The organism is Cryobacterium sp. TMT4-10, assembly GCF_004403275.1.
GTDB classification, from domain to species: Bacteria; Actinomycetota; Actinomycetes; order Actinomycetales; family Microbacteriaceae; genus Cryobacterium; species Cryobacterium shii.
In genome coordinates, this window is record NZ_SOGU01000022.1 from 1 (window position 1) to 22,731 (window position 22,731).

Sequence of the window (22,731 nt, forward strand, 5' to 3'; positions counted from 1 at the left end):
AAAGTTTCTTTCCTTGACAGTCAGAAACCTAGACAGGAAGCGGCGTGCGGCCGTTAAGGCGCTCCGAAAGACCCACAGATGCAGCAGGAGAGCCGAGATATTGCCGCAAAAAGCCGTTTTGGCGCCGTAACGGCGCGATTCGGCCAAAATCTCCGTCGAATTCGCACCGGCTGGGGCTGCGTGCGCTGCGACGCTGACCGGTAACCTGTCTCTCGTGTCTATGTCTCAGAATCCCTTTGGCCAGGTCCTCGTCGCCCTGGTGACTCCGTTCACCGCCGATGGCGAGGTCGACTGGCCGGGGGTGGCGAAGCACATCGACGACGTCATCAACGCCGGCGCCGACGGCATCGTCGTCACCGGCACCACCGGCGAGACGTCCACCCTGACCGACGCGGAGAAGATCCGTCTGGTCGAGGTCGGCAAGGACGTCTCGGGCGGGCGCGCCAAGATCATCACCGGCGGCGGGTCCAACGAGACCGCCCACGCCATGCAGCTCGCCAAGCAGAGCGAGAAAGCCGGCGCCGACGGCAACATGATCGTCACGCCCTATTACAACAAGCCCACCCAGGCGGGTGTGCTCACCCACTTCCGCATGATCGCGGATGCCACGGACCTCCCGGTGATCCTCTACGACATCCCCGGCCGCACCGGCATCCCGATCGAATACCAGACGATCCTGCGGGCCGCGAAGCACCCGAACATCCTGGCCGTCAAGGATGCCAAGGGCGACCTGGCCCAGGTCAGCCGGGTGCTGAACCAGACCGACCTGATGTATTTCTCCGGCGACGACCCCAACGTGCTGCCGCACCTTTCGATCGGCGCGACCGGCCTGATCGGCGTCACCGCCAATATCGCGGCGACGCCCTACCGGCAGATGGTGGACGCCGTCAACGCGGGCGACCTCAAGGCCGCGACAGCCGCGCACCAGCAGCTGGAACCGCTGGTGCGGGCCTGCATGACCCACGTGCCCGGCACGGTCGCCGTCAAGTACATCCTGCACGGCCTCGGCCGGATCAAGAGCCCCCGCGTGCGCCTGCCCCTGGTCGGCCCCGAGGAGTGGGAAGCTGCCCAGATCGAAGACGAAATCGACCTGGTCAAGAACATCCCCGGAGTCGACTTCTCGAACTTCCGTCCCGACCGCAACGCCGCAGCCGGCGGCGCACTGCCGAAGGTCGCGGGAACCACACGCTGAACGCCACACCGACTCCCTAGGAGGGCCCATGCCCATCGACGTGTACGACCCGGCCGCGCTCGAACCGGGCACCCTGCGCATCATCCCGATCGGCGGCCTCGGCGAGATCGGTCGCAACATGACCTCCTTCGAGATCGACGGCAAGATCCTGATCGTGGACTGCGGCGTGCTGTTCCCCGAAGAACACCAGCCCGGGGTCGACCTGATCCTGCCCGACTTCGGCCCCATCCGTGACCGTCTCGACGACATCCTCGGCGTGGTGCTCACGCACGGCCACGAGGACCACATCGGGGCCGTGCCCTACCTGCTCCGGCTGCGGCAGGACATCCCGCTGATCGGCTCCGGGCTGACCCTCGCGTTCATCGAGGCCAAGCTCAAGGAACACAAGATCACGCCGTACACGTTGCAGGTCAAGGAGGGACAGAAGGAGCGGCTCGGCCCGTTCAACCTCGAATTCGTCGCCGTCAACCACTCCATCCCCGACGCCCTGGCCGTGGCCATCAAGACCGCCGGCGGCACGGTGCTGCACACCGGCGACTTCAAGATGGACCAGCTGCCGCTCGATCGCCGCCTGACCGACCTGCGCGAATTCGCGCGGCTCGGCACCGAGGGCGTCGACCTGTTCCTGGTCGATTCCACCAACGCGGATGTCCCGGGCTTCACCCCCACGGAACGCTCCATCGGTCCCGTGCTGGACGACGTCATCGCAAGGGCTCCCCGCCGGGTGATCGTGGCCAGCTTCTCCAGCCACGTGCACCGGGTGCAGCAGGTGCTCGACGCCGCCCACGCGAACGGCCGCCGGGTCGCGCTCCTCGGCCGGTCCATGGTGCGCAACATGACCATCGCCGCGGACCTCGGCTACCTCACCGTGCCGGACGGCGTGCTGGTCGACTTCAAGAAGGCCGGCAACATCCCGGACGACAAGATCGTCTACATGTCCACCGGCTCGCAGGGCGAACCGATGGCCGTGCTCAGCCGGATGGTCAACCAGGACCACCAGGTCGAGGTCGGCCACGGCGACACCGTCATCCTGGCGTCCAGCCTGATCCCGGGCAACGAGAACGCGGTCTACCGCATCATCGACGGCCTGACCAAGCTCGGCGCCGCGGTCGTGCACAAGGGCAACGCCAAGGTGCACGTCTCCGGGCACGCCGCCGCGGGCGAACTGACCTACTGCTACAACATCCTCAAGCCCAAAAACGTGCTCCCCGTGCACGGCGAATACCGGCACCTGGTCGCCAACGCGAAGCTCGCCGTGGAGACCGGGGTCCCCGAGGCGAACGTGCTGCTGGCCGAGGACGGCACGGTGATCGACCTGCGGGACGGCGTGGCCCGCAAGGTCGGGCAGCTCGACATCGGCTACGTCTACGTCGACGGGTCCACCGTGGGCGAGATCACCGAGGCCGACCTCAAGGACCGGCGCACCCTCGCCGAGGAGGGCTTCATCTCGATCATCATCGTGGTGGACGCCCAGACCGGCAAGGTCATCGTCGGCCCGGAGATCCACGCCAAGGGCTTCGCCGAAGACGACTCCGTGTTCGACGCGGTGCGGCCCAGGATCGTGGCCGCCCTGGCCGAGGCCGCCGAGAACGGGGTGCGCGACCCGTTCGCCCTGCAGCAGATCGTGCGCCGCACGGTCGGCCGCTGGGTGAACACCGCCTTCCGCCGCCGGCCGATGATCGTTCCGCTGGTGATCGAGGCCTGACCCCGTTCACGACACGGATGCCGCCGCCCGCCCCGGTGGGCCGCGGCATCCGGGTCAGGGTGAAGGGGCGTCTCTCCCAGACACCCGCCGTCGCCTAACCCCCAATGTCAGGGGTGGGAAGTACCGTTGACGGTATGGCTACGAGCACTAAGTCGAACGGCCGCGCCCGGAGCACCCCCGCGCGCGGCACCCCGGCGCGCAAGCCCGTCAGCAGGACCGCGACCCAGAAAACGGTCAAGTTCACCGCGGTGGACACCAGGCCGAGTGCTTTCGTGCGGTCCTGGATGGCGCTCGCCCACGTCACCGGCGGCGCCGCCCGCGCCCTCGGTCCCGAGCAGCTCTCCAAGGAGGAACGCCGCGACGGGCTGCCCTTCTTCCTGGTCCTCCTGGCCATCGCCGGCGCGGTGATCGAGTGGTTCCTGATCAACGAGCCCGTCGCGCAGACCCTCGACGCCTGGTCCTTCGGCGGGCTGTTCGGGCGGGTCGCGTTCGCCCTGCCGGTCATCATGCTGCTCTTCGCGGTCTGGCTCTTCCGCAAACCCAGCTCGGTGCACGACAACGGGCGCATCGGCATCGGCCTCTCGCTCCTGCTCGTATCGGTGTCCGGGCTGTGCCACATCTTCGGCGGCCAGCCGGCTCCCAGTGACGGCATGGAAACCCTCGCCCTGTCCGGCGGCGTCATCGGCTGGATGGTCGCGGCGCCCCTGATCTACCTGACCACCGCCATCGGCGGCACCATCGTCGTCATCCTGCTGCTCACCCTCAGCCTTTTCATCATCACCAAGACCCCGCCGAACCGGGTGGGGGAGCGCAGCCGCGAACTGTACGCGTGGCTGTTCGGGGCGCAGCTCCCCGACGCCGACGAGCGGGCGGCCGCCCGCGAAGCCAGCCGGGAGGCCAAAGCGGAGAAGTCCGTGCAGGTCGAGCTCGACGGGGTCGACGACGACGTCAGCACCCTGCCGTGGTGGCGCCGCAACACCAGCAACCGCGAGGAAGACCCCGACTTCGGCAGCGCGATCAGCACGGAGCACGCAGCCGGCCAGGCCGCCGCGGACCCGCTCAGCACCCTGCTCGGCGGCGACAAGCGAGGCAGTTTCGACACCGCGCTGGAGAAGGTCCCCGAGGTCCCCGCCCACGAAGTCCCCGCCCACGTGGTCCCCAGCCTCAACCAGGAGCACTACGGCACCGAGGTGCTCCAAGACCTGCTCCGGGCCGAGGACGCCCTCAAACGCTTCACCGGCGAGATCGACCTCGCGCGCGGCTCGGCCACCGGCCTCCAGCCCGACGAGCAGACCGGGCTGACCGAGGTGCTGCCCGGCTTCGACGAGCTCGACCTCGCGGCGGCGGCGAGCGGCCCCGCCCAGGTCCCGGGCCCGGGCGCCGACGAACCCAAGGCCCCCTACGTGCTGCCGTCGGACACCACGCTGATTCAGGGCCCGCCGGCGAAGGCGCGCTCGGCCGCCAACGACGAGATCGTCAAGTCCATCACCGAGGTGCTGCGCCAATTCCAGGTGGATGCGAAGGTCACCGGGTTCTCCCGCGGCCCGACTGTGACCCAGTACGAGATCGAACTCGGCCCGGGCGTCAAGGTGGAGCGGGTCACCGCGCTGAGCAAGAACCTGTCCTACGCCGTCGCCTCCAACGAGGTGCGGATCCTCTCGCCCATCCCCGGCAAGAGCGCCATCGGCATCGAGATCCCGAACACGGACCGCGAGATCGTCACCCTCGGCGACGTGCTCCGCTCCGCCACGGCCACCAACAGCACCCACCCGATGACCATCGGCGTCGGCAAAGACGTCGGCGGCGGCTTCGTCGTGGCCAACCTGGCCAAGATGCCCCACCTCCTCGTGGCCGGCTCGACCGGGTCGGGCAAGTCCAGCTTCGTGAACTCCATGATCACGAGCCTGCTGATGCGCGCCAAGCCGAGCGAGGTGCGCATGGTGCTGATCGACCCGAAGCGGGTCGAACTGGCCGCCTACGCCGGCGTGCCGCACCTGATCACCCCCATCATCACCAGCCCGAAAAAGGCCGCCGAGGCGCTGCAGTGGGTGGTGAAGGAGATGGACATGCGGTACGACGACCTGGCCAGCTTCGGCTTCCGCCACATCGACGACTTCAACAAGGCCGTCGTCAACAACGAACTCGTGCTTCCGGCCGGCAGCATGCGCACCCTCAAGCCCTACCCCTACCTCCTGGTCGTCGTCGACGAGCTCGCCGACCTGATGATGGTCGCCCCGCGTGACGTCGAGGACTCGATCGTGCGCATCACGCAGCTGGCGCGCGCCTCCGGCATCCATCTGGTCCTCGCCACCCAGCGCCCGAGCGTCGACGTCGTCACCGGCCTGATCAAGGCCAATGTGCCTTCCCGCCTGGCGTTCGCCGTGACCAGCGTCACCGACTCCCGGGTCATCCTCGACCAGCCGGGGGCGGACAAGCTGATCGGGCAGGGCGACGCCCTGTTCCTGCCGATGGGGGCCTCCAAGGCCATCCGGGTGCAGGGCGCCTGGGTCAACGAGGCCGAGATCGAACGCGTCGTCAAGCACGTCACCCTGCAGGCCCGGCCCGACTACCGGCCGGATGTCTCCATGGTCGCCCCGCGCAAGGAAATCGACTCCGACATCGGCGACGACCTCGAGGTGCTTCTCGCCGCGGCGGAACTGGTGGTGTCGACCCAGTTCGGATCCACCTCGATGCTGCAGCGCAAGCTCCGGGTCGGCTTCGCCAAGGCGGGACGCCTGATGGACCTGCTCGAGTCCCGCGAGATCGTCGGCCCCTCCGAGGGATCAAAGGCTCGCGACGTGCTCGTCAGCGTCGAGCAACTGCCCGGCGTGCTCGCGCTGCTGCGCGGCTCCGACGCCGAACACCACGCCGCCTCCGCGAATGCCCAGGCGTCCGCCTCCCACCAGGCCGATGTGAGGCCCGACCCCCGCTACGCCGGCGACCCGGTCGCGAAGATGTCGGAGGGATACCCTGAAGAAGAGGCATCCCCCGATGAAGACGCCTGGCAACTGACCGACAGGGAGTGACCCATGGCCACCGCATCAACGCCCGGAAAATCAACGCCCGCCGCCCGGCCCAGTAACTGGAACCTGCCCAACCTGATCACGGTCGTGCGGATCCTGCTCGCCCCGCTGTTCATCTGGATGCTCCTCGCCGACGCCGGGCAGGACGGCGCGCTCCGCTGGTGGGCCGCTCTGCTCTTCATCGTCGCGATCGCGACCGACGGGATCGACGGGGCCATCGCCCGCCGGCACAACCTGGTCACCGACCTGGGCAAGATCCTCGACCCCATCGCCGACAAGGTGCTCACCGGCGGGGCGCTGGTGTGCCTGTCCATCCTGGGCGAGCTGTGGTGGTGGGTGACCATCGTCATCCTCGTTCGTGAAATCGGCATCACGGTGTTCCGGTTCGTGATGCTGAAAGACCGGGTGATCCCGGCGTCGCGGGGCGGCAAACTCAAGACCGTCATGCAGTCCGTGGCCATCTCCCTGGCCCTCGTGCCGTTGTGGCTGGTGCTGGGCGACTGGATCTACTGGGTCAACTGGACCGCGATGGCCCTGGCCCTGATCCTCACGGTCGTCACCGGCATCGACTACCTCGTCGCCGCGCGTCGGGAGAACCGCAGTTCACGGTCGCATGCCTGACGAGCCGTCGCTGTCTGCGCCGCCGCTGCCTGAGCCGCTGCTGTCTCAACCGTCGGCGGCGACGGATGCCACGGCGCTGCTGATCGCCGACCTCACCAGGCTGCACCTGACCCTGGCCGTGGCCGAGTCCCTGACCGGCGGCGCACTGGCGGCCGAACTGATCCGCATCCCCGGCGCATCCGTCGTCGTGAACGGGGCCGTGGTGGCGTACCAGACCGAGCTCAAGCACAGCCTGCTCGGCGTGGACAGAGCCCTGCTGGCCGAGCACGGACCCGTGCACCCGGACGTGGCCCGCCAGATGGCGGCCGGCGCGCGCACACGGCTCGCGGTCGGGGGCCGGGACGCGGACATCGGCGTCGCCACCACCGGGGTCGCCAGCCCCGACGCCCAGAGCGGACACGCCCCCGGCACAGTGTTCCTCGGCCTCTCCCGGGGCTCCGAATCGTGGGCCGTCGAGCTGCGGCTCGACGGCGATCGCGCCGGGATCCGCGCCGGAACCGTCGCCCGTGCGGTGGAAGCTGTGCGCCAGCTGTTAGCCCGGGAAACAGTGGAATAGTTCCCCGGATCCGCCGGTTACACCGAGCAGATTCACAAGAAAAGTCCAGTCGTCATCGGTAGTGTCGGGGTATTCAAGGTTGTAGTACTCTTGCGATCCAATACACGAAACCAACCGGTCGAGTGGGCGCCAGTAATATCAATCAGTACTTGATCAGCACCAGTAATCAGTACGAGAAGGAGGTTCCGATGATTCTTGTTAGACAGGAAATCGGCGATGTGCTCAGGGACTTCCGCCTGCAGAAGGGGCGCACACTCCGCCAGGTTGCGAGCAAGGCCAGCGTGGCTCTCGGCTATCTGAGCGAGGTCGAGCGTGGACAGAAGGAAGCGTCTTCCGAGATTCTGGCCTCCGTTGCAGATGCGTTGGAGACCCCGATCTCGGTCATCATGCGGGAGGTCGGCGAGCGACTGGCGGTCATCGAGGGAATCGACAGGTTCCCCGACACCGTTCCGGACGAACTCGTGGCCACCTACGACGGCATGATGGTGCGCTAGTTCACACTGTCATTCCAGCCCATTCCCATGTTCGCTTCAGTTCCCAAGTTCGGTTGAGCGACCATGCGTCTCAGTGAATTCCGCCAAGCGTTGAAGGATGAATTCGGTGACGCCTATTCGCGAGTCCTCACCCGCGACCTGATCCTCACCCCGTTCGGATGCACCGCCGACCAGGCCCTGGCCGGCGGTGCTTCTGCGCGCGACGTGTGGCTGGCTCTCTGCGACGAGACGGATGTCCCGCAGAGCCGCCGCCACGGCGCCGGCCTTCCGGCCGCTCGCCTCTGACCCTTCGGCCCGGGACTCCGTTCGGCCCGGGCCTTCGCGTGGCGTGTTTCGACGACACGCCATGAAAACTGTGCCAATTCTCGAATACGTGTTCGCATCTTGGTAGGCTCCTCAACAGCAGACGACGCAAGCGAACCATCCACTTACGCGGCAGCACCCGACCCAGTGTCGGAGGCGCCACGTACAGTCGGGTTTCGTCAGCGGCAGACAGCACTTGCCTTGTTGAGAGTGGGCACCGGGGTCTTCCCGGTGGTCGGGTTCGACAGCCTATAGGCGCCACAACGCACGACCGAAGGAGACCATTATGGCATCAGCAGCAGATCGCGAAAAGGCACTCGACATCGCCCTCGCGGCAATCGACCGCCAGTTCGGCAAGGGTTCGGTCATGCGTTTGGGCAGCGACGAGCGCGCACCCGTCGACACCATCTCCACGGGGTCGATCGCGCTGGACGTGGCCCTCGGCATAGGCGGCCTGCCCCGCGGCCGCATCGTGGAGATCTACGGCCCGGAGTCCTCGGGTAAGACCACCCTGACCCTGCACGCCATCGCCAACGCGCAGAAGAACGGCGGCATCGCCGCGTTCATCGACGCGGAGCACGCCCTCGACCCCGAATACGCCAAGAAGCTCGGCGTGGACATCGACGCCCTCCTCGTCTCGCAGCCCGACACCGGTGAGCAGGCGCTGGAGATCGCCGACATGCTGGTGCGAAGCGGGTCCATCGACCTGATCGTCATCGACTCCGTGGCCGCACTCGTGCCCCGCGCCGAGATCGAGGGTGAGATGGGTGACTCGCACGTCGGACTGCAGGCCCGGCTGATGTCGCAGGCGCTGCGCAAGCTCACCGGCGGGCTGAGCCAGACCAACACCACCATGATCTTCATCAACCAGCTGCGCGAGAAGATCGGTGTCTTCTTCGGCAGTCCCGAGACCACCTCGGGCGGTAAGGCGCTGAAGTTCTATGCGTCGGTGCGCCTCGACATCCGCCGGATCGAGACCCTGAAAGACGGCACAGAGGCCGTCGGTAACCGCACCAGGGTCAAGGTCGTCAAGAACAAGATGGCGCCGCCTTTCAAGCAGGCCGAATTCGACATCATCTACGGCATCGGAATCTCCCGCGAGGGCAGCCTGATCGACTTCGGTGTCGACCAGGGCATCGTCAAGAAGTCCGGCGCCTGGTACACGTACGACGGCGACCAGCTCGGCCAGGGCAAGGAGAACTCGCGCAACTTCCTGCTGCGCAACCCGGACATGGCCAACGAGATCGAGAAGAAGATCCTCTTCAAGCTCGGCGTCGGTCCGGAAGGTGCCGCAGCCAAGAAGGCCGAGAAGGACGCGGCGGCAATCGCTGCCGCCGCAGCCGCGGAGACCGCCAAGGTAGCCGCCGCCGCCAAGGCCGAGTCGATCCAGACGAAGCTCGCCGCACGCAAGGGAGCGTAGCGCCGTGGTTCACTTCGAACCCGCCGACGAGGTGATCTCGCTCAGCGCCGCACGGCGCAAGAGCGCGGCACGCACTGCCCCGCAGCCTTCCGTCCCCGCTCCGGCCGTCGGCCGCGACTCGGACGCGGACGACGATGCGCTCGCTCCGGTCAGCTACCTGCGCGGTCAGGCCGGAAACCGGTTCGCAGAGGCCGGTGACGGCGCTGACGCCGGGGACGATGCCCCGCTCGGCGCCTCGGTCGGTGCTGGGGCCGGCGTCGGGGACGGCGCCGGGCCGGAGGATGGAGACGATGACGAGGCAGCCGCGCCGGTGTTCGACGCGGCCGCGGAACGGGCGCACGCCGAACAGGTGCTGCTGCAGCGCCTGCGCGGGCGTTCGCTGTCCATCGCGGAGGCCCGCACGGTGCTGTCCTCGACGGACGTCGAGGACGCGGACGCCGAGGAGATCATCGAGCGCTTCATCGAGCTGGCGTACATCGACGAAAGCCGGTTGTCCGACCAGATCCTGCACAGCCACCACGAGCGCAAGGGACTGGGGCGCACCGGTGTGCAGGCCGAGATGCGCCGACGCGGCCTCGACCACGACCTGATCCTGGCCAAGCTCGAGGAAATGCCCGACGACGAGACCGAACGGGCCATCGAGGTGGCCGTCAAACGGGTGGGGCAACTCGGCCGGCTCGACGACCAGACCATCGACCGCCGGCTGAATGCGTTCCTGATGCGCAAGGGCTACCCGTCCTCCATCGTGCGGGTCGCCGTGAAGGCGGCGCTGGATTCCCGCGGTGGTTCGTCGGGCTCGTCGAGCGTCAGGTTCCGCTAGGTCGCAGGCATTTCCGGCGGGCGTGAGCCGGGGCTCTGGCCCCGGCTCGGCATCCTCAGGTCCCGCGCGTAAGCTATATCCACTATGACCAGCAGCACCGCTATGCCCCAATTCTCCAGCGCCGAGACGCTGAGCACGCCGACCCTGATCCTGCCGTCCGTGGCGGCCCACGACGCGGAGGGCCGCGCCCGCACCTACGAGGTGCGCACCTTCGGCTGCCAGATGAACGTGCATGACTCCGAGCGGCTGAGCGGTTCGCTCGAGGCGGCCGGCTACGTGCCCGCGAACGGCGACGAAGCCGACATCGTGGTACTCAACACCTGCGCCGTGCGGGAGAACGCCGACAACAAGCTCTACGGCAACCTCGGTCACCTGGCCTCCGTCAAGCGCCGCCACGAGGGCATGCAGATCGCGGTCGGCGGATGCCTGGCCCAGAAGGACAAGGACGTCATCCTCAAGAAGGCGCCCTGGGTCGATGTGGTCTTCGGCACCCACAATATGGGGTCGCTGCCGAGCATGCTCGAGCGCGCCCGACACAACGGCGAGGCTCAGCTCGAGATCCTCGACGCACTGGAGACGTTCCCGTCCACCCTGCCCACCAAGCGCGACTCGAGCTACAGCGGCTGGGTGTCGATCTCGGTCGGCTGCAACAACACCTGCACGTTCTGCATCGTCCCCGCCCTGCGCGGCAAGGAGAAGGACCGCCGGCCGGGCGAGATCCTCGCCGAGATCCAGGCCCTCGTCGACGACGGCGCGATCGAGGTGACCCTGCTCGGCCAGAACGTCAACTCCTACGGGGTTGAATTCGGCGATCGCCTCGCGTTCGGCAAACTACTGCGCGCGGCCGGCAAGATCGAGGGGCTGGAACGCATCCGTTTCACCAGCCCCCACCCGGCCGCCTTCACCGACGACGTGATCGACGCCATGGCCGAGACGCCGGCGGTCATGCCGCAGCTGCACATGCCCCTGCAGTCCGGGTCGGACCGGGTGCTGAAGGCCATGCGACGGTCCTACCGCTCCGCGCGGTTCCTCGGCATCCTCGACCGGGTGCGTGCGCAAATGCCGCACGCCGCCATCAGCACGGACATCATCGTGGGCTTCCCCGGGGAGACCGAGGAAGACTTCCAGGAGACCCTGCGGGTCGTGGAACTGGCCCGGTTCGCCACCGCGTTCACCTTCCAGTACTCGATCCGCCCCGGCACGCCGGCCGCGACCATGGCCGAGCAGGTTCCCAAGGAGGTCGTGCAGGACCGGTACGAGCGTCTGGCCGCCCTGCAGGAGCGCATCTCGTGGGAAGAGAACCAGGCCCAGATCGGCCGTGAGGTCGAGCTGCTCGTGGCCAACGGCGAAGGCCGCAAGGACTCCGACACCCACCGGCTGAGCGGGCGCGCCCCCGACAGCCGCCTGGTGCACTTCGACGTGCCGGACGGATCGGAACTGCCGCGCCCGGGCGACCTCGTCACCGTGACGGTGACCCAGGCCGCGCCGTTCCACCTGATCGCGGACGCCAGCGACGGCGCGCCGCTGCGCATCCGCCGCACCATCGCCGGCGACGCCTGGGACCGCATTCAGGCCGAGGCCTGCGGCGTGCCCAGCCACGGCGGGGCCTCCGGCGGGGCCGGCGCGGTCTCCCTCGGGCTGCCCACCCTGCGGTTGGGCTCGCCCGCGGCCACCGGGTCCAGCACCACGCCCATCTACGACGTCACCGACGGGGAGCGCTAGGCGGGTGCCGGGACCGAAGCCCGGAACCGTCACCGGTCCAGCCGTCACCGACGCAGCCGGCGCCGACCCGGCCGGCACGGGCACGGCGCCCGCCGTCGACCCGACGCTCATCGTCATCGTCGGCCCCACCGGCACGGGCAAGTCCGAGTTGTCCCTCGACCTCGCCGCGCGACTGGCCGAGACCGGGCGGCCCGCGGAGATCGTGAACGCCGACGCCATGCAGCTCTACCGCGGCATGGACATCGGCACCGCGAAACTGCCGGTGGCCGACCGTCGCGGCATCCCGCACCACCTGCTCGACGTTCTCGCGGTGACCGACGAGGCCACCGTGGCCCGGTACCAGACCGAAGCCCGCGCCGCGATCACCGACATCGTGGGGCGCGGCCGGGTGCCCATCCTGGTCGGCGGATCGGGCCTCTACGTGTCGAGCGTGGTCTACGACTTCCGATTCCCCGGAACCGATTCCGAGCTGCGGGCCCGGTTCGAGGCCGAACTCACCGCGCAGGGACCCGGGGCCCTCTACACCCAGCTGAAGGCCGTCGACCCGGATGCCGCGGCCCGGATCGGCGCCAGCAACGGGCGGCGCCTCGTTCGTGCGCTCGAGGTAGTCGAAATCACCGGGGCCCCGCACACCGCGGCGCTGCCCGACGCCCCCGTGTACTGGATGCCCGCGCTCACACTCGGGCTGCGCGCACCCCGGGCCGAACTCACCCCGCGGCTCGACGCGCGGGTCGAACGGATGTGGGCGGACGGGCTCGTCGACGAGGTCGAGGGCCTGATCCCGGCCGGGATCGAAACCGGCGTGACCGCCAGCCGCGCCATCGGCTACGCGCAGGCGCTCGGCCAGCTCACCGGCACCCTCACCCGGCCGGAAGCCATCGAGACGACCCAGCAGATCACCCGCCGGTACGCCCGTCGCCAGGTGTCCTGGTTCAAGCGGTCCCCGCAGACGCACTGGATCGACGCGTCGGCCCCCGATCGGCTGGACCGCGCGCTCGCGCGCCTGGCCGACCCGGCCCGGCCCGCCGAGCACTGGGCCGCGGACTCGCCGTCGTAAACTTGGTTCCCATGGGAACTGATCTGAACTTCACCAAGGGCCACGGCACCGGGAACGACTTCGTGCTCTTCGCCGACCCCGACGGGCAGATCGAGCTCACCCCGGACCAAATCCGGGCCGTCTGCGACCGCCGTTTCGGGATCGGCGGCGACGGCATCATCCGTGCCGTGCGCTCCCGCAGCCTGCCCGCCGGGGCGGCGGCCCTCGCCGAGGACGACCAGGCGGAATGGTTCATGGACTACTGGAACGCCGACGGCACGGTCTCGGAGATGTGCGGCAACGGCATCCGGGTCTACACCCGGTTCCTGGTCGAGCAGGGTCTGGCCGTTCTCGAACGCGGTGAGACGCTCAGCATCGGCACCCGCGGGGGCGTGCGCGATGTGCAGCGCGGCGCCGCCGGCTATCAGGTTGACCTCGGCCGGTGGCGGCTCGACGGTGGAGAGCCGCTCGTTCGAGCCAGGAACCTTCCCGTCGCCCGGCCCGGCCTGGGCATCAACGTGGGCAACCCGCACGTCGTCGTCGCCCTCGCGGACGAAGACGAGCTGCTGGGCGCCGACCTGACCGTCGTGCCCCAGCTCGATCCCGCCCCGGCCGCCGGAGCGAACGTCGAATTCGTGCTGCCCGGCGACCCGCTCGTCGTGAACGGGGTCGGACGCATCCGGATGCGCGTGCACGAGCGCGGCAGCGGCGAGACGCTGTCCTGCGGCACGGGCGCCGCGGCCGCCGCCCTGGCCACCCGGCACTGGGCCGGCGCCGGGGCCCCCCACCAGTGGCAGATCGAGGTCACCGGGGGAGTGCTGGGCGTGCGCATGTTCCCGACCGAAGACGGCGAGCACGTCTCCCTGTCGGGCCCCGCGGAGCTCGTCTTCGACGGGGTCTTCCGCCTGAACTGAGTCGCCGCCTGAACTGACCTGCGCGGCGCGCTAGCGGGGCTGCTCGGCCTGCCGCTGGACCCGAAGCACGCGGAAGCCCTTGCTGATGGCCCGGCGAGACGTGGTGAATTCCGAAGGAAGGTCGCCGTCGAGCCAGCGCTGCAGGGAATCGGAGCCGAGGTTGCGCTGCACGACCAGCCAGGCATCCGAGTCCGGCTCCAAACGCGGCAACCAGGTGCGCAGCATCGAGTGCAGCTCGGTCTTGCCGACCCGGATCGGCGGGTTGGACCAGATGGTGCGGAAACTGACGTGGGCGGGAACCTGCTCGGGCAGGACCGCCGTGACGTTGGTGAGGCCCAGCTTCTCGGCGTTCAGGCGCACCAGGTCGAGCGCGCGTTCGTTCACGTCGACGGCCCAGATCGTGGCGCGGGGCGAGGCGAGAGCCAGGTGCAGGCTGATCGGGCCCCAGCCGCAGCCCAGGTCGAGGAAGTCGCCCCCGGGCGGCGGGGTGGGCGCGTTGTTCAGCAGAACCTGGGTGCCGGTGTCGATGTGGTCGGGGCTGAAGACGGAATTGGCGGTGGTCAGCTCGCGTTCCTGGCCTCCCAGTTGTACGCTCACCTGACGGAGTTTGAGGGTGCTGTCGGGTGCCGGGGTGAAATAGTGGTCGGAAGGCATAAAGGGAACTTATCCTGCTTCGAGGAACTAATGTTAAAGCAATGACTGAGTCAAACTTGCCAGGCGACACCGACGACGTGGTCGCACGCGTCCTCGCCAGCGCCGACAGCAAAGCCGCCGGATACTCACTGTTCCGCAGCGGCAGCGCGCAGGCCCTGCAGGCCGAATCCGCCGAGTCGCACGACGGTGAGGGCCACGACGGCGCGCAGCTCGACCGGGAAGACCGCAACGCCCTGCGCCGGGTGCCCAGCCTCTCCACCGAGCTCGAGGACGTCACCGAGGTCGAATACCGCCAGCTGCGGCTGGAGAACGTGGTGCTGATCGGGCTGTACACCCACGGCACCGTCGCCGACGCCGAGAACTCGATGCGGGAACTCGCTGCGCTGGCCGAAACCGCCGGCGCGACCGTGCTCGACGGCCTGATGCAGCGCCGGTCCAAGCCGGACGCCAGCACCTACCTCGGCAAGGGCAAGGCCGAAGAGGTGGCCGGCATCGTCAAGGCGATGGGCGCCGACACCGTCATCGCCGACACCGAGCTCGCGCCCAGCCAGCGCCGCGCGCTCGAGGACGTCGTCAAGGTCAAGGTCATCGACCGCACCGCCGTGATCCTCGACATTTTCAGCCAGCACGCGAAGAGCCGTGAGGGCAAGGCACAGGTCGAACTGGCCCAGCTCGAATACCTCCTGCCGCGCCTGCGCGGCTGGGGCGACTCCATGTCCCGCCAGGCCGGTGGACAGGTCGGCGGCGCGGGCGCCGGCATGGGCTCGCGCGGCCCCGGTGAGACCAAGATCGAACTCGACCGCCGCCGCATCCACACCCGGATGTCCCGGCTGCGCAAGCAGATCCTCGAGATGAAACCCGCCCGCGAAGCCAAGCGGGCCAACCGCAAGCGCAACGCCGTGCCATCCGTTGCCATCGTCGGCTACACGAACGCCGGCAAGTCGAGCCTGCTCAACCGCATCACCCGGGCGGGCGTGCTCGTCGAAAACTCCCTCTTCGCCACCCTGGACGCCACCGTGCGCAAGTCCACGACGGCCGACGGGCGCCTGTACACCCTGACCGACACCGTCGGTTTCGTGCGCAACCTGCCCCACCAGCTGGTGGAGGCGTTCCGGTCCACTCTCGAAGAGGTCGCCGACGCCGACGTCATCGTGCACGTCGTCGACGGTTCACACCCGGACCCGTCGAGCCAGCTGTCGACGGTGCGCGAGGTGATCGGCGAGGTCGGCGCACGGGAGATCCCCGAAGTGGTGGTCTTCAACAAGAGCGACCTGATCAGCGACGACGACCGGCTCGTGCTGCGCGGCCTCTGGCCCCAGGGCATCTTCGTGTCGGCGCGGAGCGGCGAGGGCATCGAGGAACTGCTCGCCGAGATCTCCGACCTGCTTCCTCGACCCGGCATCCGGCTGGACCTGCTCATCCCCTACGAGCACGGCGACCTGATCGCCCTGCTGCACGACCAGGGGCAGGTGCTCGCGACCGAGTACGCCGAGACGGGCACCCGGGTCACGGCCCTCGTGACGGCCGAGATCCAGCCGCAGTTCGCGGATTTCGTCGTGCTGCCCGCCGTCACCGACTGACCGCGTCACAATCCGTCACCGACTGGCGACGTCCCGCGCGGCGTTGTTAGAGTGTCTCCAATCGTTGCCGCCGAGGTCTGTCCTCGGTGGCATGGAGCGACAGCCGAGCCCGGCGCCCGCCCGCGAACACCCGCCAGGCGCGCCCGGCGGTCCGCGGCCGCCCGGCCAGCCCAGTGCCTGGCACTGGCTTCTGTCGAATGAGGAACACATGTCCACTACTTCGGAGCCCGAATGCGGGAGGATCCCGTTCTCTTTCGAGCTGTATCCACCGAGATCGGATGCCGCCGCAACCGCCCTGCACGCGACCATCGCCACCATGGCCTCGGCCGGGCCGGACTTCATCTCGGTGACCTATGGGGCGAACGGGTCCTCCCGCAGCTCCTCGCTCGAGGTGCTCACCCACATCCTGAAGACCACGACGGTCGATCCGATGGCCCACCTCACCTGCGTGGGCTCGTCCAGCCTGGAGGCGAGCCGGCTGATCCGCGAATTCCTGGATGCCGGCGTGCGCAGCTTCCTCGCCCTGCGCGGGGACCCGCCCGAGGGCGCCGGCGAGGGCGAGGCGTTCCTCGGCGACCTGGGCAGCGCGGCGGAACTGGTGCAGCTGATCCACCGGGTGCAGGCGGAGCGGGTGCCCTATCGGGAGACGGTCATCCCCGGCATCCCGGGCGCCCGGGCGGTGAAGACCGAACGGGAGAAGGTGCGTATCGCCGTCGCCGCGTTCCCGAATGGTCACCCGCGGTCACGGTCCACCTCGCAGGACATCGACACCCTGCTGGCCAAGCAGGCCGCCGGGGCGAACCTCGCCATCACCCAGCTGTTCTTCCACGCCGACCACTATCTGAGCTTCATCCAGCGGGCCCGGACGGCCGGGGTCGAATTTCCCATCCTGCCCGGGATCATGCCGGTCACCAGTCCGGCCCGGCTGCGCCGCATCCTCGAGCTCTCCGGCGAGGAGCTGCCCTCCGAGCTGGCCATCCAGCTCGAAGTGGAGCCGACCCGGGAGGGACAGCGGGAGATCGGCACCCGTCACGCCACCGACCTCGCCCGTGAGCTGATCGCGGGCGGCGCCCCCGGCCTCCACCTGTATGCCTTCAACCAGGCCGACACCGTTCTCGCCGTTCTGGCCGGGGCCGGTCTGATCAAACCCGTCCTCGGTTAGACGGAGCGCAGGACGGCGACGACCTTGCCGAGGATCTCGGCGTGGTCGCCGACGATAGGTTCGAAATTGGAGTTCCGCGGGAGCAGCCAGGTGTGACCATCGCGCTGGCGGAAGACCTTGACGGTGGCTTCGTTGTCGAGCATGGCGGCGACGATCTCGCCGTTCTCCGCCGTCTTCTGCTGACGCACCACGACCCAGTCGCCGTCCATGATGGCCGCGTCGATCATGGATTCGCCCGCGACCTTGAGCATGAACAGCTCGCCCTTGCCCACCAGCTGGCGGGGGAGCGGGAAGATCTCGTCGATCTGCTGTTCCGCGGTGATCGGGATGCCGGCGGCGATGCGCCCGACGAGGGGGACCATCGCGGCGTCGCCCACCTGGGCGCCCGAGTGGAAGCTTTCCGTGCTGCTTGACGAGGCATCCTCGGGCGACTGCGGAATCTCGATCAGCACCTCGAGGGCGCGGGGGCGATTGGGGTCCCGGCGGAGGTACCCGCTCAGCTCGAGCTGGTTGAGCTGGTGCGTGACGCTTGAGAGCGAGGACAGGCCGACGGCGTCGCCGATCTCGCGCATGCTCGGCGGGTAGCCGCGCTGGCTGACCGAGCGCTGAATGACGTCCATGATCGCGAGCTGTTTCTCGCTCAGGCTCTTGCGCCGTCTCGTCCCGCTTTTTTCGCGGGGGCCGCTGGGGTCTTGGGCCACGATTGTCGCTCCTCGTCTCGGGCTGCGCGCGGCCCCGGTAGGCGGTGATCACCGGGCCGCGAGCGAATGTCGGGGGTGCCTGATTGTGTTGCAACCAGACACTCGAAACTGTATCCACCTCCGCGCGGATAGACAAACATTCATTCGAGTGTGTCGCAAGTTTTTTTGAGGAGTTTCTTCAAAAGGGCTTGATTGTTCGAATAATCGAATATACATTCGGAACATAGGTTTGCATCCGGCTCTCCCGGCCGAGAGCCGGATGCGACTTAACACAGGAGGTTCGACATGAGCACTGCATTCACCATGAGTTCTGCCCTCGGTCTGAGCGGCGCACTCGATCTGAGCACCGCACCCGACGCGAGCGCCGCCCAGGGACTGCGCGTCGCCACCGGGCGCAGCACCCTGCGCATCACCCGGCGCGGACGCATCGTCCTGACCATGCTGGTTTCGGTTCCGCTCGTCGCCACGGCACTGGCCGTCGCCCTCAACGGGGGCATCGCCGTCGCCGAGAATTCGAACGTGGGCGGTCGTGTCGCCACGGCCTTCGAGTACGTGACCGTCCAGTCCGGGCAGTCCCTGTGGGAGCTGGCCGAGACCGTCGCCCCGACCTCGGACCCGCGTGAGGTGATCGCGGAGATCGTCAGCCTCAATCAGCTGCCGTCCGACAGCGTGCAGCCCGGTCAGCGTCTCGCCCTGCCGAACGAGTACTGACCTTTTCAGTAATATGGGGGGAGTGACCAGTCTCAACGACCTGCCCCTCCGTGACAATCTGCGCGGACTCACTCCCTACGGGGCGCCCCAGCTTCATGTTCCGGTGGCCTTGAACGTGAACGAGAACACGCACGGCATCCCCGCCGCGGTGGCCGACGACATCGCCGCGGCCCTCGCCGTGGCCATCCGCACGGTCAACCGGTACCCGGACCGCGAGTTCACCGAACTGCGGGACTCCCTGGCCCGCTACCTCGGGCACGGGTTGACCCGGAACAACATCTGGGCGGCCAACGGCTCCAACGAGGTGCTGCAGCAGGTGCTGCAGGCGTTCGGCGGCCCCGGCCGCTCCGTTCTGGGCTTCGCGCCGACCTACTCGATGTATTCCCTGCTCGCCTCCGGCACCGGAACCCGCTGGATCGCCGGCGGTCGCGACGCTGACTTCGAACTGTCCCCGGCCACGGCCGTCGAATGGGTCGACCGGGTGGCACCGGACCTCGTCTTCCTGTGCTCCCCGAACAACCCCACCGGCACCCCCCTCTCCCTGGAGACGATCGAGGCCGTCTACAACGCGACCGACGGAATCGTCGTGGTCGACGAGGCCTACGCCGAGTTCGGTCCGGATGGCTCGCCCAGCGCGATGAGCCTGCTGCCCGGGCGCGAGCGTCTGCTCGTGTCCCGCACCATGAGCAAGGCCTTCGCCTTCGCCGGGGCCCGCGTCGGCTACCTCGCGGCCGACCCGGCTGTGACGGATGCCCTGCGCCTGGTTCGCCTGCCGTACCACCTGTCCGCGCTCACCCAGGCGGCCGCGGTGGCCGCCCTGGCGCACACGCCGGAGATGCTCGCCATGGTCGACGACATCCGTGGCCAGCGGGACCGGCTCGTCAGCGAACTCGCCCGCCTCGGCTACACCCCCCTCCGCAGCTCGAGTAACTTCGTTCTCTTCGGCGGCGTGGAGGACCCGCGGGCGACCTTCGAGGCGCTCCTGGCCCTGGGCATCCTCGTGCGCGACATCGGGATCAGCGGTCACCTCCGCGTCACGGCGGGCACCGAGGCCGAGACCACGGCCTTCCTCGAGGCCCTCGAGGGCCTCGGACGGCAGTGAACACCCCGGGCCAATAAACTAAACGGCATGAGCTTCTCTTCAGCGTCCACCTCGCCCCGCTTCGCCCACCTGCAGCGTGAGACGAGCGAGTCCAGCATCGACCTGTCGCTCAACCTCGACGGCACCGGTGAATCCGACATCCAGACATCCGTGCCGTTCTACGACCATCTGCTCACCGCGTTCGCCAAGCACTCCCTGACCGACCTCACCGTGCGCGCCCGCGGCGACATCGACATCGACGTGCACCACACGGTGGAGGACGTCGGTATCCTGCTGGGCCAGGCCATCAAGCAGGCCCTCGGTGACAAATCCGGCATCTCCCGCTACGGCGACGCCCTCGTGCCCCTCGACGAGGCCCTCGTGCAGGCGGTCGTCGACATCTCCGGCCGCCCCTACCTTGTGCACACGGGAGAGCCGGACGGCTTCGAGTACCACCTGATCGGCGGCCACTTCACCGGGTCGATGGTGCGTCACGTGTTCGAGGCGATCGCCTTCAACGCCGGCCTGACCGTGCACGTGACCGTGCAGGGCGGCCGCGACCCGCACCACATCGCCGAGGCCGAGTTCAAGGCCTTCGCCCGCGCCTTCCGGCAGGCCAAGGCACTCGACCCGCTCGTCTCCGGCATCCCGTCGACCAAGGGTGCGCTGTGACCAGCGTCGTCGTCTTCGACTACGGCACGGGCAATGTGCACTCCGCCGTGAAGGCGCTCGAACTGGCCGGGGCCGACGTCACCCTGACCCGCGACCGCAAGCAGGCGCTCGAAGCCGACGGGCTGGTCGTTCCCGGCGTCGGCGCGTTCAGCGCGGTCATGGACGCCCTCAGGGAGGTCAGGGGCGACGAGATCATCGACCGCAGGATCGCCGGCAGCCGGCCGGTCCTGGGCATCTGCGTGGGCATGCAGGTCTTGTTCGAGCACGGCGTCGAACGCGGCGTCGACACCGAGGGTCTGGGCGAGTGGCCCGGCACCGTCACCCAGCTGCGCGCGCCGGTGCTGCCGCACATGGGCTGGAACACCGTCACGCCCGACCCGGACTCCGTCCTGTTCCGGGGGCTCGAGGGTGAGCGCTTCTACTTCGTGCACTCCTACGCCGCGCAGGAGTGGACCCTGGAGGTCATGCCTCCCTTCCCGAAGCCGCGCCTGACCTGGGCCGAGCACGGGGGCCCGTTCCTGGCCGCGGTCGAGAACGGACCGCTCGTGGCCACCCAGTTCCACCCGGAGAAATCCGGGGAGGCGGGCATCCGTCTGCTCTCGAACTGGCTCGGCTCCCTGCACGACTAGCCGGCCGGCGCTGCTGCCCCGTCTCATCCGGTCAGCGCCCCGCCGTGACCGGCCCCAACCCGCGACCATCCGCACCGATTCCCCCGAACTGAGGACCACCATGACTCCGAACACCCCCGCTCCGCGTCTCGTTCTGCTGCCGGCCGTCGATGTGGCCGACGGCAAAGCCGTGCGCCTGACCCAGGGTGAGGCCGGCACCGAGACCAACTACGGCGACCCCGTCGACGCGGCCCTGGACTGGGCTCGCCAGGGCGCAGAGTGGATCCACCTGGTCGACCTGGACGCCGCCTTCGGCCGCGGCACCAACACCGCGGTGATCCGCGACGTCATCCGTGAGGTCACCGGGGTCAAGATCGAGCTCTCCGGCGGCATCCGCGACGACGCGTCGCTGGACGCGGCCCTGAACGCGGGCGTGAGCCGGATCAACCTCGGCACCGCGGCGCTGGAGAACCCGGAGTGGGCGGCGCAGGTCATCGCCCGTCACGGCGACGCCGTCGCCGTCGGCCTCGACGTGCGCGGCACCACCCTCGCGGCCCGCGGCTGGACCAAGGAGGGCGGCGACCTCTGGCAGGTCCTGGCCCGCTTGGAGGAGGCCGGCTGCTCCCGCTACGTCGTCACCGACGTGACCAAGGACGGCACCCTGCAGGGCCCCAACATCGACCTGCTCCGCCAGGTGATGGAGCGCACCGACAAGCCGGTCGTCGCCTCCGGCGGCATCTCCAGCCTGGACGACCTCCGCGCGCTGCGCGAGCTCGTGCCCCTCGGCCTCGAAGGCGCGATCGTGGGCAAGGCCCTGTACGCGGGGGCGTTTACCCTGGGCGAGGCGCTGGATGTCGCGGGCGCGTAACCTCGGCTCGACCGGCCTGCCCGGCGGACCTGGCGGAGCGGGCGGACCCGGGGGGCCTGGTGACTCCGCCGGGCAGCCGTGGGCCGGCCGGGAATTCGAGACCAACGAGCATGCCGAGGACGACGGCCTTGCCCCGGCTCCACTGCTGGCGGCACTGCGACTTTTTCGCGTCCGGGAGGCCGGCGAGGAAGCGGTGATCGACGCCATCCGTGAGTCGCGGCTGCTCGTGCCCCTGGTGACCCGGCTCGGCGACTCGGCCACGACTTCGGCCGGGCTGCTCATCGACAAGACCCAGGAGCTTTCGATCATCACCGTGGCGGGGCCCGACGGCCGCACGGCGCTGCCCGTCTTCTCCTCGACCGCCGCGATGGCGGCCTGGAACGCGGATGCCCGACCCGTGCCGTCCGACGGCATCCGGGTCGCGCTGGCCGCGGCGCAGGAGAACACCGACCTGGTCGTGCTCGACCCCACCGCGGACACCGAGTTCGTCGTGCGCCGGCCGGCGCTGTGGGCCATCGCCCAGTCGAAGCCGTGGACGCCAAGCTACGCCAGCCGCGAGGTCGCGGATGCCTTCACCGCCTCCGTCGGCACGGAGCTGAGCGTGCTCGGCGTGCAACTGGCCGCGGGCGACCCCACCGGTCGCCTGGCCGGACCCGAGCTGCTCGTGCGCCTCGAACTGGTCGACGGGCTGACTCAGGCCGAGCTCGACGCCACGCTCGCCCGGCTCGCCGCCCGCTGGTCGGCCAGTGACGTGATCGCAACCCAGGTGGATTCGCTCAAGGTGCAGCTCGCCGCGTCGGCGTAGCTCGGCTGCTCGCTCGCCCGCCCGCCCGCTCGCCGGCCCGCTCGCCCGCCGGCCCGCTCGCTCGCCCGCCGGCCCGCTCGCTC

At 69.0% G+C, this 22,731-nt stretch carries 22 protein-coding genes; 20 read left to right on the forward strand and 2 right to left on the reverse strand.

Annotation, left to right across the window (positions count from 1 at the left end; translation table 11 throughout):
* Positions 1-214: 214 nt before the first annotated feature.
* The 12 genes from dapA (at position 215) to dapF (ending at position 13,806) form a co-directional block, all read left to right on the forward strand.
* Positions 215-1,192 (forward strand): 4-hydroxy-tetrahydrodipicolinate synthase, encoded by a 978-nt coding sequence (gene dapA, locus E3T42_RS02640; RefSeq protein ID WP_134365979.1) that lies wholly within the window; start codon positions 215-217, stop codon positions 1,190-1,192.
* Between the two features lie 28 nt (positions 1,193-1,220).
* Positions 1,221-2,897 carry a ribonuclease J gene (locus E3T42_RS02645; protein WP_134402405.1) on the forward strand — a complete coding sequence of 559 codons (1,677 nt, stop codon included), beginning with the start codon at positions 1,221-1,223 and terminating at the stop codon, positions 2,895-2,897.
* Between the two features lie 134 nt (positions 2,898-3,031).
* Positions 3,032-5,923 carry a DNA translocase FtsK gene (locus tag E3T42_RS02650; protein WP_134365981.1) on the forward strand — a complete coding sequence of 964 codons (2,892 nt, stop codon included), beginning with the start codon at positions 3,032-3,034 and terminating at the stop codon, positions 5,921-5,923.
* A gap of 3 nt (positions 5,924-5,926) precedes the next feature.
* The gene (gene pgsA, locus E3T42_RS02655; RefSeq protein WP_134365982.1) at positions 5,927-6,541 is read left to right on the forward strand and encodes a CDP-diacylglycerol--glycerol-3-phosphate 3-phosphatidyltransferase; all 615 of its coding nucleotides are present in this window, start codon (positions 5,927-5,929) and stop codon (positions 6,539-6,541) included.
* Positions 6,534-7,097, forward strand: coding sequence for a CinA family protein (locus E3T42_RS02660; protein ID WP_134365983.1), 564 nt, complete (start codon positions 6,534-6,536; stop codon positions 7,095-7,097). The genes pgsA and E3T42_RS02660 overlap by 8 nt, the downstream gene beginning before the upstream one ends.
* 188 nt (positions 7,098-7,285) lie before the next feature.
* Entirely contained in the window at positions 7,286-7,591 is a 306-nt protein-coding gene (locus E3T42_RS02665) for a helix-turn-helix domain-containing protein (protein WP_134365984.1), read from the forward strand.
* 63 nt (positions 7,592-7,654) lie between these two features.
* Positions 7,655-7,876 (forward strand): DUF3046 domain-containing protein, encoded by a 222-nt coding sequence (locus E3T42_RS02670; RefSeq protein ID WP_134365985.1) that lies wholly within the window; start codon positions 7,655-7,657, stop codon positions 7,874-7,876.
* Positions 7,877-8,180: 304 nt separating this feature from the next.
* A complete protein-coding gene (gene recA, locus E3T42_RS02675; protein ID WP_134365986.1) occupies positions 8,181-9,314 on the forward strand; it encodes a recombinase RecA in 1,134 nt (377 codons plus the stop codon).
* A gap of 4 nt (positions 9,315-9,318) precedes the next feature.
* The gene (locus E3T42_RS02680; RefSeq protein WP_134365987.1) at positions 9,319-10,134 is read left to right on the forward strand and encodes a regulatory protein RecX; all 816 of its coding nucleotides are present in this window, start codon (positions 9,319-9,321) and stop codon (positions 10,132-10,134) included.
* A 102-nt stretch (positions 10,135-10,236) separates the two neighbouring features.
* Positions 10,237-11,856 (forward strand): tRNA (N6-isopentenyl adenosine(37)-C2)-methylthiotransferase MiaB, encoded by a 1,620-nt coding sequence (gene miaB, locus E3T42_RS02685; protein ID WP_134402409.1) that lies wholly within the window; start codon positions 10,237-10,239, stop codon positions 11,854-11,856.
* A gap of 109 nt (positions 11,857-11,965) precedes the next feature.
* Entirely contained in the window at positions 11,966-12,913 is a 948-nt protein-coding gene (miaA, locus tag E3T42_RS02690) for a tRNA (adenosine(37)-N6)-dimethylallyltransferase MiaA (protein ID WP_134402410.1), read from the forward strand.
* Positions 12,914-12,924: 11 nt separating this feature from the next.
* Positions 12,925-13,806, forward strand: coding sequence for a diaminopimelate epimerase (gene dapF, locus E3T42_RS02695; RefSeq protein WP_134365988.1), 882 nt, complete (start codon positions 12,925-12,927; stop codon positions 13,804-13,806).
* A gap of 30 nt (positions 13,807-13,836) precedes the next feature.
* Here dapF and E3T42_RS02700 read toward each other — a convergent pair whose 3' ends face one another.
* Positions 13,837-14,460 (reverse strand): class I SAM-dependent methyltransferase, encoded by a 624-nt coding sequence (locus tag E3T42_RS02700; RefSeq protein ID WP_134365989.1) that lies wholly within the window; start codon positions 14,458-14,460, stop codon positions 13,837-13,839.
* A 41-nt stretch (positions 14,461-14,501) separates the two neighbouring features.
* Here E3T42_RS02700 and hflX point away from each other — a divergent pair, with 41 nt between their 5' ends.
* Both hflX and E3T42_RS02710 read left to right on the forward strand, forming a co-directional pair.
* Positions 14,502-16,040: a GTPase HflX gene (gene hflX / locus E3T42_RS02705; protein ID WP_134365990.1), complete on the forward strand. Its 1,539-nt coding sequence runs from the start codon at positions 14,502-14,504 to the stop codon at positions 16,038-16,040.
* Positions 16,041-16,248: 208 nt separating this feature from the next.
* Positions 16,249-17,202, forward strand: a complete 954-nt coding sequence (locus E3T42_RS02710; RefSeq protein WP_134402406.1) for a methylenetetrahydrofolate reductase — start codon at positions 16,249-16,251, stop codon at positions 17,200-17,202.
* Here E3T42_RS02710 and lexA read toward each other — a convergent pair.
* Positions 17,199-17,822 carry a transcriptional repressor LexA gene (lexA, locus tag E3T42_RS02715; protein ID WP_241975788.1) on the reverse strand — a complete coding sequence of 208 codons (624 nt, stop codon included), beginning with the start codon at positions 17,820-17,822 and terminating at the stop codon, positions 17,199-17,201. The two genes, E3T42_RS02710 and lexA, sit on opposite strands and share 4 nt — an antisense overlap.
* Positions 17,823-18,188: 366 nt before the next feature.
* Between lexA and E3T42_RS02720 the strand changes: the two genes are divergently transcribed.
* From E3T42_RS02720 to E3T42_RS02745, 6 genes are all read left to right on the forward strand, one after another.
* Positions 18,189-18,614, forward strand: coding sequence for a LysM peptidoglycan-binding domain-containing protein (locus tag E3T42_RS02720; RefSeq protein ID WP_134365993.1), 426 nt, complete (start codon positions 18,189-18,191; stop codon positions 18,612-18,614).
* Between the two features lie 22 nt (positions 18,615-18,636).
* Positions 18,637-19,716 carry a histidinol-phosphate transaminase gene (locus tag E3T42_RS02725; RefSeq protein ID WP_370261534.1) on the forward strand — a complete coding sequence of 360 codons (1,080 nt, stop codon included), beginning with the start codon at positions 18,637-18,639 and terminating at the stop codon, positions 19,714-19,716.
* 27 nt (positions 19,717-19,743) lie between these two features.
* Positions 19,744-20,367 carry an imidazoleglycerol-phosphate dehydratase HisB gene (gene hisB / locus E3T42_RS02730; RefSeq protein WP_134365995.1) on the forward strand — a complete coding sequence of 208 codons (624 nt, stop codon included), beginning with the start codon at positions 19,744-19,746 and terminating at the stop codon, positions 20,365-20,367.
* Positions 20,364-20,996: an imidazole glycerol phosphate synthase subunit HisH gene (hisH, locus tag E3T42_RS02735; RefSeq protein ID WP_134365996.1), complete on the forward strand. Its 633-nt coding sequence runs from the start codon at positions 20,364-20,366 to the stop codon at positions 20,994-20,996. The genes hisB and hisH overlap by 4 nt, the downstream gene beginning before the upstream one ends.
* 100 nt (positions 20,997-21,096) lie before the next feature.
* Positions 21,097-21,843 carry a bifunctional 1-(5-phosphoribosyl)-5-((5-phosphoribosylamino)methylideneamino)imidazole-4-carboxamide isomerase/phosphoribosylanthranilate isomerase PriA gene (priA, locus tag E3T42_RS02740; protein ID WP_134365997.1) on the forward strand — a complete coding sequence of 249 codons (747 nt, stop codon included), beginning with the start codon at positions 21,097-21,099 and terminating at the stop codon, positions 21,841-21,843.
* Positions 21,827-22,648: an SseB family protein gene (locus E3T42_RS02745; protein ID WP_134402408.1), complete on the forward strand. Its 822-nt coding sequence runs from the start codon at positions 21,827-21,829 to the stop codon at positions 22,646-22,648. The genes priA and E3T42_RS02745 overlap by 17 nt, the downstream gene beginning before the upstream one ends.
* The last annotated feature ends 83 nt before the right edge of the window (positions 22,649-22,731 follow it).